Origin of the sequence: Citrobacter sp. RHBSTW-00986 (assembly GCF_013783065.1) — a bacterium.
GTDB lineage: Bacteria > Pseudomonadota > Gammaproteobacteria > Enterobacterales > Enterobacteriaceae > Citrobacter > Citrobacter braakii.
In genome coordinates, this window is the sequence record NZ_CP056200.1 from 2,120,924 (window position 1) to 2,135,720 (window position 14,797).

At 50.3% G+C, this 14,797-nt stretch carries 16 protein-coding genes; 9 read left to right on the forward strand and 7 right to left on the reverse strand.

The genetic code is table 11. The annotated features are described in order from the left end of the window. Positions 1-76 precede the first annotated feature (76 nt). The gene (gene icd / locus HV345_RS10465; RefSeq protein ID WP_003030769.1) at positions 77-1,327 is read left to right on the forward strand and encodes an NADP-dependent isocitrate dehydrogenase; all 1,251 of its coding nucleotides are present in this window, start codon (positions 77-79) and stop codon (positions 1,325-1,327) included. Positions 1,328-1,376: 49 nt separating this feature from the next. Here the strand turns inward: icd and HV345_RS10470 are convergent, their stop codons facing one another. Then, positions 1,377-2,750 (reverse strand): MFS transporter, encoded by a 1,374-nt coding sequence (locus HV345_RS10470; RefSeq protein WP_047500603.1) that lies wholly within the window; start codon positions 2,748-2,750, stop codon positions 1,377-1,379. A gap of 174 nt (positions 2,751-2,924) precedes the next feature. On the opposite strand from HV345_RS10470, the gene kdgR reads away from it, so the two are divergent. Next, positions 2,925-3,716: a DNA-binding transcriptional regulator KdgR gene (gene kdgR, locus HV345_RS10475; RefSeq protein WP_016156798.1), complete on the forward strand. Its 792-nt coding sequence runs from the start codon at positions 2,925-2,927 to the stop codon at positions 3,714-3,716. Positions 3,717-3,828: 112 nt separating this feature from the next. On the opposite strand, the gene HV345_RS10480 is transcribed toward kdgR, so the two are convergent. Continuing rightward, positions 3,829-4,068: a YobH family protein gene (locus tag HV345_RS10480; RefSeq protein WP_016153403.1), complete on the reverse strand. Its 240-nt coding sequence runs from the start codon at positions 4,066-4,068 to the stop codon at positions 3,829-3,831. A 164-nt stretch (positions 4,069-4,232) separates the two neighbouring features. Here HV345_RS10480 and mgrB point away from each other — a divergent pair, with 164 nt between their 5' ends. From mgrB to rlmA, 6 genes are all read left to right on the forward strand, one after another. Further along, positions 4,233-4,376, forward strand: coding sequence for a PhoP/PhoQ regulator MgrB (gene mgrB, locus HV345_RS10485; protein ID WP_016153402.1), 144 nt, complete (start codon positions 4,233-4,235; stop codon positions 4,374-4,376). Positions 4,377-4,450: 74 nt separating this feature from the next. Continuing rightward, positions 4,451-4,735 carry a YebO family protein gene (locus tag HV345_RS10490; protein ID WP_047358298.1) on the forward strand — a complete coding sequence of 95 codons (285 nt, stop codon included), beginning with the start codon at positions 4,451-4,453 and terminating at the stop codon, positions 4,733-4,735. A gap of 635 nt (positions 4,736-5,370) precedes the next feature. Next, on the forward strand, positions 5,371-5,514 hold the full coding sequence (locus HV345_RS10495) for a DUF2627 domain-containing protein (RefSeq protein WP_006684179.1): 144 nt from the start codon (positions 5,371-5,373) through the stop codon (positions 5,512-5,514). Between the two features lie 12 nt (positions 5,515-5,526). Next, positions 5,527-5,736 carry a transcription antiterminator/RNA stability regulator CspE gene (cspE, locus tag HV345_RS10500; protein WP_001062678.1) on the forward strand — a complete coding sequence of 70 codons (210 nt, stop codon included), beginning with the start codon at positions 5,527-5,529 and terminating at the stop codon, positions 5,734-5,736. A gap of 219 nt (positions 5,737-5,955) precedes the next feature. Next, positions 5,956-7,701: a peptidoglycan glycosyltransferase FtsI gene (gene ftsI, locus HV345_RS10505; protein WP_016153400.1), complete on the forward strand. Its 1,746-nt coding sequence runs from the start codon at positions 5,956-5,958 to the stop codon at positions 7,699-7,701. Positions 7,702-7,764: 63 nt separating this feature from the next. Continuing rightward, entirely contained in the window at positions 7,765-8,574 is an 810-nt protein-coding gene (gene rlmA, locus HV345_RS10510; RefSeq protein ID WP_181636601.1) for a 23S rRNA (guanine(745)-N(1))-methyltransferase, read from the forward strand. Here the strand turns inward: rlmA and mntP are convergent. The 5 genes from mntP to manX form a co-directional block, all read right to left on the reverse strand. Further along, on the reverse strand, positions 8,571-9,137 hold the full coding sequence (mntP, locus tag HV345_RS10515; protein ID WP_016153398.1) for a manganese efflux pump MntP: 567 nt from the start codon (positions 9,135-9,137) through the stop codon (positions 8,571-8,573). The genes rlmA and mntP overlap by 4 nt on opposite strands. Before the next feature lie 433 nt (positions 9,138-9,570). Beyond that, on the reverse strand, positions 9,571-10,029 hold the full coding sequence (locus HV345_RS10520; RefSeq protein ID WP_016153397.1) for a DUF986 family protein: 459 nt from the start codon (positions 10,027-10,029) through the stop codon (positions 9,571-9,573). Between the two features lie 60 nt (positions 10,030-10,089). Then, positions 10,090-10,941, reverse strand: a complete 852-nt coding sequence (locus HV345_RS10525) for a PTS mannose transporter subunit IID (protein ID WP_016153396.1) — start codon at positions 10,939-10,941, stop codon at positions 10,090-10,092. A 12-nt stretch (positions 10,942-10,953) separates the two neighbouring features. Then, a complete protein-coding gene (gene manY / locus HV345_RS10530; RefSeq protein ID WP_016153395.1) occupies positions 10,954-11,754 on the reverse strand; it encodes a PTS mannose transporter subunit IIC in 801 nt (266 codons plus the stop codon). Between the two features lie 58 nt (positions 11,755-11,812). After that, the gene (manX, locus tag HV345_RS10535; protein WP_181636602.1) at positions 11,813-12,775 is read right to left on the reverse strand and encodes a PTS mannose transporter subunit IIAB; all 963 of its coding nucleotides are present in this window, start codon (positions 12,773-12,775) and stop codon (positions 11,813-11,815) included. Between the two features lie 459 nt (positions 12,776-13,234). On the opposite strand from manX, the gene yoaE reads away from it, so the two are divergent. Next, positions 13,235-14,794, forward strand: a complete 1,560-nt coding sequence (yoaE, locus tag HV345_RS10540) for a CNNM family cation transport protein YoaE (protein ID WP_181636603.1) — start codon at positions 13,235-13,237, stop codon at positions 14,792-14,794. Positions 14,795-14,797 lie beyond the last annotated feature (3 nt).

The window sequence follows — 14,797 nt, forward strand, 5'->3', positions numbered from 1 at the left end:
TCGTGCAGCAGGACGCAAACGCACATGCAGCGCGATGACAGACGAGCAGAACCAGAAGCGCTCGAAGGAGAGGTGAATGGAAAGCAAAGTAGTTGTTCCGGCGGAAGGTAAGAAGATCACCCTGCAAAACGGCAAACTCAACGTTCCTGAAAATCCGATTATCCCGTTCATTGAAGGCGACGGTATCGGCGTTGATGTAACCCCACCGATGATCAAAGTTGTCGATGCTGCTGTCGAGAAAGCCTATAAAGGCGAGCGTAAAATCTCCTGGATGGAAATCTACACCGGCGAGAAATCCACTCAGGTTTATGGCCAGGACGTCTGGCTGCCTGCTGAAACCCTTGATCTGATTCGTGAATATCGTGTTGCCATCAAAGGCCCACTGACCACCCCAGTTGGCGGCGGTATTCGCTCTCTGAACGTTGCCTTGCGTCAGGAACTTGACCTGTATGTCTGCCTGCGCCCGGTGCGTTATTACCAGGGCACGCCTAGCCCGGTTAAGCACCCTGAACTGACCGACATGGTCATCTTCCGTGAAAACTCCGAAGATATCTACGCAGGTATCGAATGGAAAGCGGACTCTGCAGATGCCGAGAAAGTGATTAAATTCCTGCGCGAAGAGATGGGCGTGAAGAAAATCCGCTTCCCGGAGCATTGCGGTATTGGTATCAAACCGTGTTCTGAAGAAGGGACTAAACGTCTGGTTCGTGCGGCGATCGAATACGCCATCGCTAACGATCGTGATTCTGTTACCCTGGTACACAAAGGTAACATCATGAAATTCACCGAAGGCGCGTTCAAAGACTGGGGCTACCAGTTAGCGCGTGAAGAATTCGGTGGTGAACTGATCGACGGCGGTCCGTGGGTGAAAATCAAGAACCCGAAAACCGGCAAAGAGATCGTGGTTAAGGATGTTATCGCCGATGCGTTCCTGCAACAGATCCTGCTGCGTCCGGCTGAATATGATGTGATTGCCTGTATGAACCTGAACGGCGACTACATCTCCGATGCGCTGGCCGCACAGGTTGGTGGTATTGGTATCGCGCCGGGCGCGAACATCGGTGACGAATGTGCGCTGTTCGAAGCAACCCACGGTACTGCACCGAAGTATGCAGGTCAGGATAAAGTGAACCCAGGTTCCATTATTCTGTCCGCTGAAATGATGCTGCGCCACATGGGTTGGGTTGAAGCGGCTGACCTGATTGTTAAAGGTATGGAAGGCGCGATTAACGCGAAAACCGTAACTTACGATTTCGAACGCCTGATGGATGGCGCTAAACTGCTGAAATGTTCAGAGTTTGGCGACGCAATCATCGAAAACATGTAATCCAGATTCTGGGTTGTGTGAGAACGGGAGCCGAGAGGTTCCCGTTTTTTTATGCCTGAACTCGCGGTTGCGTAATACGTAAACCACTCACAATTGCTGCCAGCGAGGCCAGAATTCCAGCGGCTATCAGCGAGACGTGCGTTCCACTGTCGCCAAACTGGTTTAGCATCAGCGCGACCAGCGCGGCCCCGGTACTCTGACCCAGCAAGCGCGCCGTCCCCAGCATACCGCTCGCCCCACCGCTGCGTTCACGAGGCGCGGAGGTGATGATGGTGTGATTATTTGGGGACTGGAACAAGCCAAAGCCCGCGCCGCACAGAATCATCGGCCAGATGATATTAAAATCGGAGGGGGAAACGGGCAGCAGCACCAGCGAAAACAACCCGCTGGCCATCAACGCCATGCCCAGTGCGCCCAACAGCCCGGCGTGAACGCGTTCAATCAGATATCCCGCCAGCGGCGCCATCACCATGGTTGCCAGCGGCCATGGCGTCAACAGCAGGCCTGTTTCGACCTCGCTGCGTCCGAGCACCGTTTGCATAAAGAAGGGCAGGGAAACCAATGCCAGCATTTGTGCGCAGAATGAACATATCGAGGTACAAATCGAGAGTGAAAACAGTGGAATGCGTAACAGGTCTACCGGCAGTAACGGCACCTCCAGCGCGAGCTGGCGTCGGATAAAGAAAAAACCCACCACCATAAGCGCCACAAGCTCGGCTCCAATCAGTTTTAGCGACTGTCCTTGTGCAAAGCCGCTGAGCGCCGTAATTAACAAGCCAAACGTTAAGGCATTCATTACCGCACTGGGCAGGTCAAAGCGTGGTTTAGTGCCGCGGGACGCATTGGGCGGCAAAAAGCGCATCGCCAGCAACAGGGCGACTATTCCCAGCGGGACGTTAATCAGAAACAGCCATTTCCAGGAGGCAATAGAAAGAATTGCTGCGGCAATGGTCGGACCCGCGGCCGAGGAGACCGCGACGATAAAAGAGTTAATCCCCATCCCTCGCCCGAGTTGACGCTGGGGATAAATAAGTCGGATCAATGCCGTATTCACGCTCATTAGCGCCGCACCGCCAAAACCCTGGGCGACGCGAGCCAGCGTCAGCATGTGCAACGAATCTGACAAGGCACAAAATAGCGATGCAAGCAGGAACACGACCAGGCCACACTTATAAATGCGCCGGTAACCGAACATATCGCCTAAAAAAGAGAGGGACAGGAGCGAAACGACGATCGCGATTTGATAGGCGTTTACAATCCAGATTGAGCTGGCAGGTGAGGCCTGAAGATCGGCGGCGATAGTTGGCAGGGCCACGTTCGCTATTGCACCGTCGAGTACTGCCATAGAAATGCCAATAACAATGGTTAAAATTGCGCCATATCGCTGGGGCAATGGCAGACCATCGGCCTGAATTTTTTCCATAGAAAGTCGATATTTGTGGAATTTATGATGAGAGTAATAATTTTAGCATTGATATTCAGGTGTTAGGTCGCAGATTTGTAACTAAGTGAGCAAAGAGCGATTGCGAGGGTTGGTACGTGAAATTATAATAAAAACCGGTTCTGATTTTTATAAAACACTCGAAAGGGGTGATAAATGGCAATCGCAGATCTGGATAAGCAACCCGATTCTGTATCTTCCGTGCTGAAAGTTTTTGGCATTCTGCAGGCGCTGGGTGAAGAGCGCGAAATTGGTATTACCGAGTTGTCGCAACGCGTCATGATGTCGAAAAGCACCGTTTATCGCTTTTTGCAGACCATGAAAACGCTGGGTTATGTGGCACAGGAAGGGGAGTCTGAGAAATACTCACTGACCCTGAAATTATTCGAGCTGGGCGCGCGCGCGTTGCAAAACGTCGATCTTATCCGTAGCGCTGACATTCAGATGCGCGAACTTTCGCGCCTGACCAAAGAGACAGTACACCTCGGTGCGCTGGATGAAGACAGCATCGTCTACATTCACAAAATCGACTCTATGTACAATCTGCGCATGTATTCCCGCGTTGGTCGTCGTAATCCGCTGTACAGTACGGCTATCGGTAAAGTTCTGCTGGCATGGCGTGACCGCGATGAAGTGAAGCAGATTCTGGATGGCATTGAGTACAAACGCAGCACCGATCGTACCATTACGAATACTGATGAATTACTGCTACTGCTGGATAAAGTACGTGAGCAGGGTTACGGCGAAGATAACGAAGAACAGGAAGAAGGCCTGCGCTGCATCGGCGTACCGGTGTTTGACCGTTTCGGCGTGGTTATTGCGGGGTTGAGTATTTCATTCCCAACGCTGCGTTTCTCAGAAGAGCGTTTACACGAGTATGTGGCAATGCTGCATACGGCAGCGCGCAAGATTTCAGAACAAATGGGCTATAACGACTATCCGTTCTAATCTGACGTAATCGCGAATGTAAAAAACCCCAGGTATTTTGTACCTGGGGTTTTTTATGAACAGTCATAACGTTACCTGGCGTAAATAACGTATCGAATGTAATGTTGCATTATTAGCCGTTATCGATAATGACCGTGCTTTTCCTTAACAGGGGACAATCCGACAGGCCAATGATACCGCTACTGGTGTGGACGTACTGTGCCGTGCTGGTTCCACGGGCAGTCAGATATTGGCATTGCAGACCCAGACCGGCAGCATTCTCCTTACTTCCAATCAAAATTCCATAGCCGCTCAATAATAAACCGATCCAAACCAGAGCTAACAACACAATAGCGCGGATAATCAGACGCATTACAACCTCTTATCTTTTCTCATTGTTATTAGATTAGCCTGTACACGGTATGAAACAAGTCAATCATTCCTAAAAAGATTGAATGCCTATACAGTTAACGCTGGGTTTAGGTAACGCATGATAATTTATAGACATAAGATGTGGAGTTGAAGAGTGGAGCTGGAGTGAAAAAAATTCGCTGGGTAGTGCTGATTGTTGTTGTACTGGTATGCATACTGATGTGGGCGCAGGTGTTCAACATCATGTGCGATCAGGACGTACAATTTTTCAGCGGTATTTGTGCCTTCAATAAATTTATTCCCTGGTAAGCGCATTTTCGCAACAGTTGATTACCTTCTTGTGCGGCAGTGGTAAACTACACTGTCTACATTGAGGTGGTAAAATGAACGAAGTTTTGAATTCTGGCGCGTTGAGTTTTGCGCCTTTAGCGGTATCGGTGGTGGTTCTGATTGTTGGGCTTGTTCTTTGGTTTTTTATCAATCGGGCAAGTTCGCGTACTAACGAGCAGATTGAGCTGCTTGAGGCATTGTTAGATCAGCAAAAAAGACAGAATGCTTTGTTACGTCGCCTTTGCGAAGCTAACGAACCCGAGAAAGCAGCAGAGCCTACTGCACTGCCCATTAAGGATGAAGACGATGACATCATCCGCCTGGTAGCTGAGCGGTAAAAAGGTATGGCAGGATGAGGAACGGCTGTTGTTGTTCTCAGTTGCTTCATCCTGTCGTCAGCGCGTCAGATTATTTTCTTCTGTCCCCGTCGTGTAATTGGCGGCCGGGCAGTCATCTATTCTCAGTATTTTCAGATGCTCCGCCTAATTAATATCTTATCCCCAGTCTGATATAAATATAATCTTCTATACGTAAAAAATATGATTATGTCATTTTTGTGATAACGATCGTTTTATTAACAGCGAAACGTTTCTCTTACTTTTTTTGTGCCTTGTCATCATTCTTTCATTATTTTGGTGCAAAACCAGAAGGCGGATCTCATTTTTACGCTTGTGACATTTTATGCATTACTAAGCATAAAAAATGATATCTGGCAGAACCCGTAACAGATAACCTGGAACAACTGAAGCTATTGAGCTATGGTAGAAATATCCCGGCTATGGCGCAAGTCAGGCGGGGATAGGGGAGAGAGGCGAGAATATAATTCTACTCGACCTGGCGCATAACTGTGCAGTTGCTGTTTGATGGACGACGGGATTTGTGCGACCGATCGAGACACGTTTAAAAATGGCTTGCCATTATTAACGTTGTATGTGATAACACGTTTTGGGTTAAACGAGGTACAGTTCTGTTTATGTGTGGCATTTTCAGTAAAGAAGTCCTGAGTAAACACGTTGACGTTGAATACCGCTTCTCTGCCGAACCTTATATTAGTGCCTCAAGCAGTAATGTCTCAGTTTTATCTATGTTATGCCCGCGGGCGAAGAAAATACTCTAAGGAATTTTGCAAATGGCAAAGATTAAAGGTCAAGTTAAGTGGTTCAACGAGTCTAAAGGTTTTGGTTTCATTACTCCGGCTGATGGCAGCAAAGATGTGTTCGTACACTTCTCCGCTATCCAGGGTAACGGCTTCAAAACTCTGGCTGAAGGCCAGAACGTTGAGTTCGAAATTCAGGACGGCCAGAAAGGTCCGGCTGCTGTTAACGTAACAGCTATCTGATCGACACCACTGATTTGAAGCGCTTTTGCGCATCCATCTCAGATATAAAGCCTCGCTTATGCGGGGCTTTTTAATTCAAATTACGTCAAAATATTACTGAATGCCCATCCATTAGCGCTTTGTTGCAAAGGCGTGATGTTCGTAGCATAGTTTTCCCCGCTTTCTTGCGGCATTTCTCGTTAAATCAGACACCTGAAAAACTATCTTGTTGGAGATCGGGTGAAAAAGAAAAACGACGGCGATGCGCGCAATTTTACTCCCGTACGTTTTGCCCTGCTTTGTGTGGCAATATTATTGAGCCTTGGATTGCTGCTGGGGCGGGTTGCGTGGTTGCAAATTGTCACGCCGACGAATCTGGTAAAACAGGAAGACATGCGTTCCTTACGCGAGGTGTCCATCGCTTCGCCACGCGGAATGATAACCGACAGAGAAGGGCGACCGCTGGCGGTAAGCGTTCCGGTTAACGCCGTCTGGGCCGATCCGAAGACGATTATCAGCAAGGGTGGCGTTGGCTATAACGAACGTTGGCAGGCGTTAGCGAAGACGCTGCATATTTCGCTTAGCACGCTGGCTGAACGCGTTAACAGCAATCCCGCCGGGCGGTTTATCTATCTGGCGCGCCAGATCTCTCCTCAGCAGGCAGAATGGGTCGATAAACTGGATCTGCCGGGAATCAACCTGCGTGAAGAGTCGCGCCGCTTTTATCCCGCCGGACATGTTGCAGCCAATCTGATTGGTTTCACCAACATTGACGGTCAGGGGATTGAAGGGCTGGAGAAAAGCTTCAATAGCCAGTTGATGGGCAAACCTGGCTCCCGCCTGGTAAGGAAAGACAAATTTGGCCATGTCATCGAAAATATCACGGAAGTGATGCCGGTGCCGGCGCATGAATTACAGCTCAGCATTGATGAGCGTTTGCAGACGGTTACTGAAGACGCGCTGGACAATGCCGTGACATGGAATAAAGCGGAATCAGGGGCCGCAGTGCTGGTCAACATTGCCACCGGCGAAATACTCTCCATGGCAAGCTTTCCCGATTTCAATCCCAATAACCGTGATGGCGCGGTACTGGATGATTTTCGTAATCGTGCAATTAGCGATACCTTTGAACCCGGTTCAACCGTAAAACCACTGGTGATTATGACCGCTCTGCAGCAGGGGATAGTACAGCCTGACAGCGTGATTGATACTCATCCTTTTATTGTTGATGGGCATCGCATCCGCGACGTCGGATTTTACCCGGAGCTATCGCTGACCGGGATCTTGCAGAAATCGAGCGATACCGGCGTGTCACACCTTTCGCTGGCGATGCCGGTACAGAAATTACTGAATACCTATAAAAGCTTTGGCTTTGGCGATCCAACCGGACTGGGTTTAACCGGGGAAAGCCGCGGATTAATGCCTCAACGCCGCTACTGGAGCGATCTGGACCGGGCAACCTTCGCATTTGGCTATGGATTAATGGTGACGCCGCTCCAGCTGGCGCATGTCTATGCCACCATCGGCAGTTTTGGTATCTATCGACCCCTTTCTATTACGCGTATCGATCCGCCGGTAATAGGTACGCGGGTGATGCCGGAGGCGTTGGTTCACCAGGTTGAACATATGATGGAAAGCGTCGCGCTACCCGGCGGCGGGGGAACCAAGGCTGCGGTCAGAGATTATCGCGTCGCGGTTAAGACTGGAACGGCAAAGAAAATTGGCGATGACGGCAAATATGTCGATAAATATGTGGCCTATACGGCGGGCGTTGCGCCAGCAAGCGACCCAAAGTTCGCGCTGGTTGTGGTTATAAATAACCCGCAAAACGGTGCTTATTATGGGGGGGCAGTCTCCGCGCCGGTATTCAGCCAGATAATGGGCGATGTTCTGCGTCTGGAAAACGTAAAGCCGGATGGAATGCCTCCCGGCTCCGATCATCTGCTGGTAATGCACGGCAGCAACGTATCCTCGCCGTCGCTGTAAGTTATTTTCCCAGGGCGCAATTCGCGTTACACTTGCGCCCTTAAGTCACCTGCCGGAGTTGTCATGTCGTTTTCCTGTCCTCTTTGCCACCAGCCTCTTACTCAAGCGAATAACAGTTTTGTCTGCCCTGGGCGGCACCAGTTTGACGTGGCGAAAGAAGGGTATGTCAACTTACTGCCGGTTCAGCACAAACGGTCGCGCGATCCGGGTGATAGCGCGGAGATGATGCAGGCGCGCCGGGCATTTCTTGATGCCGGACACTATCAGCCGCTGCGCGATGCAATTGTGGATGCGCTCACCCAGAGGTTGAGTTCAGAAGATGCGGCGATCCTGGATATTGGCTGTGGGGAAGGGTATTACACCCATGCGTTTGCCGATGCGCTGACGGGCTGTACAACCTTTGGTCTTGACGTCTCTAAAGTGGCGATTAAGGCCGCAGCCCGACGTTATCCGCAGGTGACCTTTTGCGTTGCCTCCAGCCATCGTCTGCCGTTTGCCGACGAGTCAATGAATGCCATCATCCGGATCTACGCGCCCTGTAAAGCGCCGGAGCTGGCTCGCGTGGTCAAACCGGGTGGATGGGTTATTACCGCCACGCCGGGTCCGCGTCATTTAATGGAGCTGAAAGGGCTGATTTATGATGAGGTGCGTTTGCATGCGCCGCACACTGAGCAACTGGACGGTTTTGTTCTGCAAGAGAGTCTTGCGCTGGGGTATCAGATGCAGCTCAAAGGTAGCGAGGCCGTTGCGTTACTGCAAATGACGCCGTTCGCCTGGCGGGCAAAGCCGGAAGTGTGGGAAACGTTAGCCGGAAAAACGACGTTTGACTGCCAGACAGACTTTAGTATTCATATCTGGCAGCGCCTGAATTAACCGTGGAAGTGTGCCCAGAGGATCTGGGCGCCAATACCTATCAGTACCACCCCGCCCAAAATTTCAGCTCGCTTGCCCAGCATCGGGCCAATGAAACGACCGATCATCATGCCGAGCGTAGACATAATCAACGTGGCGCAGCCGATGGCCAGCGCTGTGGCAATAATGTTGACCTGCAGGAAAGCCAGACCCACCCCGACGGCCATTGCGTCGAGACTGGTTGCAATGGCGGTGGTGACCAGCAGCCAGAAGCCATGGCGGCGCTGTGGCTCTTCATCTTCATCCCCGTCGTCGCGAAAGCCTTCTATTATCATTCGTCCGCCTAAAAAGATCAGCAGAATGAAGGCGATCCAATGGTTCCACTCCAGTACAAATTTGCTGGCGAGCATACCCATGCCCCAGCCAATGAGCGGCGTAAGCGTTTCAACGGCGCCGAAAATAAGGCCGGTGCGCAGTGCTTCAGAAAATTTGGGTTTATGCAGGGTGGCGCCTTTGCCAATTGATGCAGCGAAAGCATCCATCGACATGCCGAAAGCAAGAAGAACAGTAGCGGTGAGATTCATAACAGCGTCCTGACCGGGGTATCCATAACACACATCACTGCCCCCAGTAACCATGCATACAGGCTGGAATCACTGTAAATACAGCGCCATTCAGGTATGCATTGCAGTTGATGTGCCTATGGTCTCGCCTGACTGAACCTGTAAGATCAGTCCGTACGCGCCACGTTTTTCAACGAGTATGTTGACACGTACATTTCCGGAGTCTGGAAATCGGCTACTCCCCAACGACGGGCGCAACCTTAACATATTTTGAGAATATAAAACAAGAAACGCAGAAATAATATTTGGCCTCTAATTGAAAACGATTTTCATTTAGATTTATTTATAAATAAAACGTTAAAATAAATAACATTATGAGCGGTGGGATATAGCCTTAGCTATGTTTATTTTTGAATGGATATATAAAAAACATAGTTCAGGCTATATTTGTAACTTATTGATTTGAAATTAAAAGTTTATATATGTTTTCGAGATCGTCTATATTCCGTACGCGAATCAGTAATCTTCGATGTTCTAATTGCATCACCAGGACACCGTCTTCAGATAAATTCATCTCTTTAATCCGGTTATATTCAATCCAGACATTGGCGAAAAAAAAGCCTTTCTGTTTGAAGATGATTTTTGGCGTACGGATCCAAAACAGATACAGTCCCATCAATACCAGTGCACATAATAACCATGTGGTAAATTGCGCGCCGTGGCTGGTGATGTTGTTGTAGATAAGAATAGCAATCAAGCCAAGGAAGATAACGCTGTCGACTCTGCTACGAGGAAGCAGGGCGACAGACAGCAGAGTAGGGCCATTACGGCGGGGCATGATGAACTGATCGTAAATGGCATACGCCAGCAGCGAAAAGATAAAAAGAACCAGCACCAGGTCCGTGATAGTCATGAATCCTCAACCCTCTAAATAGAAAAACCGGGGGCAAGCCCCCGGCCGTGTACAACAGTTTTACAGGCCGAGCAGTCCGACAGCGTAGCCCGCGATACCGATGACGAAGAAGCCAACGATGATCCACAGCGGGTTCACTTTTTTACGCAGCAGCCACATACAGGCGAAAGTCAACAGCAGAGGAACCAGACCCGGCATCAGCTGGTCAAGGATAGTCTGCACAGTGGTGACGCGAGTCTGACCATCCTGACCGGTGATGGTGGAAACCACCAGCGGGATGTTTACGTGCGTCCACTTGTTAACCAATGCCCCCATGACAAACAGGCCGAGGATTGACGCCCCCTCAGTCAGTTTCTGCAGGAAGCCGCCGCCCATATCTTTAACGATATCGATACCTTTACGGTAGCCGTATGCCACACCGTAGTAACGGGTTGCCAGACGAACCAGGTTAAACAGGATGAAGAACAGCAGTGGTCCAAGCAGACTGCCGCTCATCGCGATACCTGCGCCAAGTGCGGCGAATACCGGACGTACGGTACCCCAGAAGATCGGGTCGCCCACGCCTGCAAGCGGTCCCATCAGACCAACTTTGATACCGTTGATGGCACCATCGTCAATCTCTGCGCCGTTTGCACGCTGCTCTTCCATCGCCAGCGTAACGCCCAATACGGGGGCCGCTACGTACGGATGGGTATTAAAGAATTCCAGGTGACGCTTAATAGCCTGCTTACGTGCGTCGTTGTTTTCCGGGTACAAGCGGCGGATAGCCGGCACCATGGAGAAACAGAAACCCAGCGCCTGCATACGTTCGAAGTTCCAGGAACCCTGAAACAGGTTAGAACGAAGGAACACGCCACGAATGTCACTCGGAGTGAGTTTTTTCTCGGTGGTAGTTTTAGTCATATCAACCATTTCGCTCACCTGCTAGTCCAGTTCGTTATCGAGATCGTTATTGCCAGCCGCAGCAGCAGGTGCACCGGCTACGCGGTTATATTTCGGGCTCAGCTGAATGTAGAGGATAGCCATTACTGCGCCAATCACACCCAGAGCAACCAGGTTGAAGTTAGTAAATGCCGCGGTGACGAAGCCGAGGTAGAAGAATGGCATCAGGTAGCCTGCGCGCATCATGTTGATGACCATCGCATAACCAACCACTACGATCATACCCCCTGCGATGTTCAGACCGCCGGTCACAACTTCCGGAATGGCATTAAGCATGCTCTGAACTTCACTGGTACCAACAGAAATCGCCACGATTACCGCCGGGATAGCGATACGCATAGCCTGCAGGAACAAGGAGGATACGTGCAGCCAGGAGATCGCCGTCAGGTTACCGTTTTCTGCCGCCTTATCCGCTGCGTGCTGGAATGCTACGGTGATAGTACGAACGATGATGGTCAGTACCTGGCCTGCTGCTGCCAGTGGGATAGCCAGCGCGATACCTGCACCAATGCTTTGGTGACCCGCGATAACCAGAACGGTAGAGATAATTGAGGCCAATGCGGCATCAGGTGCAACCGCAGCACCGATGTTCATCCAGCCCAGGGCGATCATTTCCAGGGTACCACCGATGATGATACCGGTTTTCATATCACCGAGAACGGCACCAATCAGCGTACAGGCCACCAACGGACGGTGGAACTGAAATTCATCGAGTACCGACTCCATACCCGCGATACATGCGACGATGAACACCAGCACAATCTGAAGAGTGGTAATCTCCATTGTACTTCTCCTATTGCTATACAGACTTAAGTGTGAAAACTAAGTAAATGCCAGGGCGTTATTTCACCTTGGCAATCAAATCCATCATTTTCAGTTTCTGATCGGTAGAAACCTTACGAGCCTCGAGCTCAATACCGCGTTCGTTGAGTTTCTTGAAGGCTTCGATGTCTTTTTCATCGACAGAAATTGCGTTGTTTACCTGCGTTTTACCCTGACGGAAAGCCATACCGCCAATGTTTACAGAGGTAATTTTCACACCACCTTCAACGATACGTTCTACGTCGGTCGGGTTGGTAAACAACAGCATCACACGCTCACCTGCATATTTCGGGTTGTTGTAGACGCGGATCATTTTCGCGACATCAACCACATGCGCCGTCACACCCGGAGGTGCAACCTGGGTCAGCAGCGTTTTACGCACGGTATCGGCGGCAACTTCATCACTGACGACGATAATGCGTGTTACGTTGGTTTCTTTGGTCCAGCGAGTTGCTACCTGACCATGGATTAAGCGGTCATCAATACGCGCCAGGCCGATCTGCATATAATCGTTCGGCCCCATCGGTTTGGCGGGAGCTGCTGCTTTTGGCGCCGCGACTGGGGCTGGAGCGGCTTTCTCCACCGGTTTTGCTTTCAGCGCTTTCACGCCTTCGCTACCGGTTTCAATGGCCAGTGCTACTAATTCATCGAAGCTGGGGTTGTCATCACGCGCCATGAAGGTTTCAACCAGCATGGGAATGTTCACACCGGCGATGACTTCGTAATGCTCTTTATCGACGACAATGCGGCTCGCAGCGTTAAACGGGCTGCCTCCCCATGTGTCAACGAGAAACAGCACGCCTTTACTGGTATCGAGTTTTGCCAACTGAGCGTTGTACTTTTCAATCAGCGTTTCGGCATTTTCGCATGGAACGAAATCGATCCAGCCGACGTTTTCCTGCTCGCCTAACAGCATTTCTGCTGTCTTAAGTAACTGCTCTGCAGCCCAACCATGTGTGCCTATTACAATAGCAATGGTCACTTGCTACCTCCTTTATTATCGTTAACACATCAACGTGAAGATGTATTTGAATCGTCGTCCGCAATCGAATCGATTCAGATAAGGGTTACAAAGAAAAACCTATGATTTTCGTGAATTATTTTAGATATCGAAAAAAATATTTTATGTGATGAAGATCCGTAATTTAACTTCCGATAAAAAGAAATTTCGAAGGGTAAAATATCTCCGAAACAACTTATTGCAAAGGAAGGTAAATCTTTGCTAAAAAACGGTTGTCTCTGTTATGTTTAGCATCGGTTTAATTACTCAGGAGTATAGGGCAGTAGCTCACCATATGGATCGTCACCGACGTCATTTCACTATCAGGCCGTATCAAGCCTGTCAGATTGGCACTTTTTGCCACAAATTTTCTCTGCATATCGCTTCAACGCCTGAGATCCTCAGCGCGCAGTTTGGTCATTCCTTAAGCAGGAGCTTGTCATGGAATTATTAATGGACCCGCAGATTTGGGTGGGTTTGCTCACGCTTGTCGTTCTCGAAATTGTTCTGGGTATTGATAACCTGGTCTTCATTGCGATCCTGGCTGATAAGCTGCCGCCAAAACAGCGAGATAAAGCGCGTTTAATCGGTTTGTCACTGGCACTGGTTATGCGCCTGGGCTTGTTGTCCGTGATTTCGTGGATGGTGACGCTAACTAAGCCGCTATTTACGTTAATGGACTACTCGTTCTCGGGGCGCGATCTGATCATGCTGCTGGGGGGGATTTTCCTCTTGTTCAAGGCCACGACAGAGCTGCATGAGCGGCTGGAAAACCGTGAACATGATACCGGCCAGGCAAAAGGGTATGCGAGTTTTTGGGTTGTTGTGACGCAGATTGTCATCCTCGACGCGGTGTTCTCGCTGGATGCCGTTATTACGGCGGTCGGTATGGTCAACCATCTGCCGGTGATGATGGCGGCGGTCGTGATTGCTATGGCCGTGATGCTGCTGGCTTCTAAGCCGCTGACACGATTTGTGAACCAACATCCGACGGTGGTGGTGCTGTGTCTGAGCTTCCTGTTAATGATCGGTCTGAGCCTGGTTGCCGAAGGGTTTGGCTTCCATATTCCGAAAGGCTATCTGTATGCGGCGATTGGCTTCTCAATCATCATTGAGTTGTTTAACCAGATTGCCCGTCGGAACTTTATTCGCCACCAGTCGACGCTGCCGCTGCGTGCGCGCACTGCCGATGCAATCCTGCGTCTGATGGGGGGTAAAAGTCAGGCCAGCGCGCAGATGGAATCCGACAACCCAGTGCCGGTTCCCGTCCCGGAAGGCGCATTTGTGGAAGAAGAACGTTATATGATCAACGGCGTCCTTTCTCTGGCGTCGCGTTCATTACGCGGCATTATGACGCCTCGTGGCGAAATTAGCTGGGTTGATGCAGACCTGAGCGTGGAGGAAATTCGCGAGCAATTGCTCTCGTCACCACACAGCCTGTTCCCGGTGTGTCGTGGCGAACTGGATGAAATCATCGGTATTGTGCGTGCTAAAGAGCTGCTGGTCGCGCTGGAAGACGGTGTGGATGTGGCGGCCATTGCCTCTGCGTCTCCGGCTATTATTGTCCCGGAAACGCTGGATCCTATCAATCTGTTAGGTGTTCTGCGACGCGCTCGCGGCAGCTTTGTTATCGTCACTAACGAGTTTGGTGTAGTCCAGGGTCTGGTCACGCCGTTGGACGTATTAGAAGCTATTGCCGGTGAATTCCCGGATGCTGATGAAACGCCTGAAATTATTGCTGATGCAGGCGGTTGGTTGGTGAAAGGTGGTACCGATCTGCATGCGTTGCAACAGGCGCTGGACGTGGATACGTTAGTGAATGAAGATGAAGACATCGCCACGGTGGCAGGTTTAGTCATTGCCGCTAACGGCCATATTCCACGCGTAGGTGATGTTATCGATGTTGCACCGTTGAGCATTACGATTGTCGAAGCCAATGACTATCGTGTGGATTTAGTTCGCATTGTTAAAGAACAACCCGCTCACGACGAAGACGAGTAAGCG

Bases quoted from the DNA above. Each gene is read 5' to 3' on its own strand.
- icd (WP_003030769.1), top strand. From the start codon at position 77: ATGGAAAGCAAAGTAGTTGTTCCGGCGGAAGGTAAGAAGATCACCCTG.
- HV345_RS10470 (WP_047500603.1), bottom strand. From the start codon at position 2,750: ATGGAAAAAATTCAGGCCGATGGTCTGCCATTGCCCCAGCGATATGGC.
- kdgR (WP_016156798.1), top strand. From the start codon at position 2,925: ATGGCAATCGCAGATCTGGATAAGCAACCCGATTCTGTATCTTCCGTG.
- HV345_RS10480 (WP_016153403.1), bottom strand. From the start codon at position 4,068: ATGCGTCTGATTATCCGCGCTATTGTGTTGTTAGCTCTGGTTTGGATC.
- HV345_RS10490 (WP_047358298.1), top strand. From the start codon at position 4,451: ATGAACGAAGTTTTGAATTCTGGCGCGTTGAGTTTTGCGCCTTTAGCG.
- HV345_RS10495 (WP_006684179.1), top strand. From the start codon at position 5,371: ATGTGTGGCATTTTCAGTAAAGAAGTCCTGAGTAAACACGTTGACGTT.
- cspE (WP_001062678.1), top strand. From the start codon at position 5,527: ATGGCAAAGATTAAAGGTCAAGTTAAGTGGTTCAACGAGTCTAAAGGT.
- rlmA (WP_181636601.1), top strand. From the start codon at position 7,765: ATGTCGTTTTCCTGTCCTCTTTGCCACCAGCCTCTTACTCAAGCGAAT.
- mntP (WP_016153398.1), bottom strand. From the start codon at position 9,137: ATGAATCTCACCGCTACTGTTCTTCTTGCTTTCGGCATGTCGATGGAT.
- HV345_RS10520 (WP_016153397.1), bottom strand. From the start codon at position 10,029: ATGACTATCACGGACCTGGTGCTGGTTCTTTTTATCTTTTCGCTGCTG.
- HV345_RS10525 (WP_016153396.1), bottom strand. From the start codon at position 10,941: ATGGTTGATATGACTAAAACTACCACCGAGAAAAAACTCACTCCGAGT.
- manY (WP_016153395.1), bottom strand. From the start codon at position 11,754: ATGGAGATTACCACTCTTCAGATTGTGCTGGTGTTCATCGTCGCATGT.
- yoaE (WP_181636603.1), top strand. From the start codon at position 13,235: ATGGAATTATTAATGGACCCGCAGATTTGGGTGGGTTTGCTCACGCTT.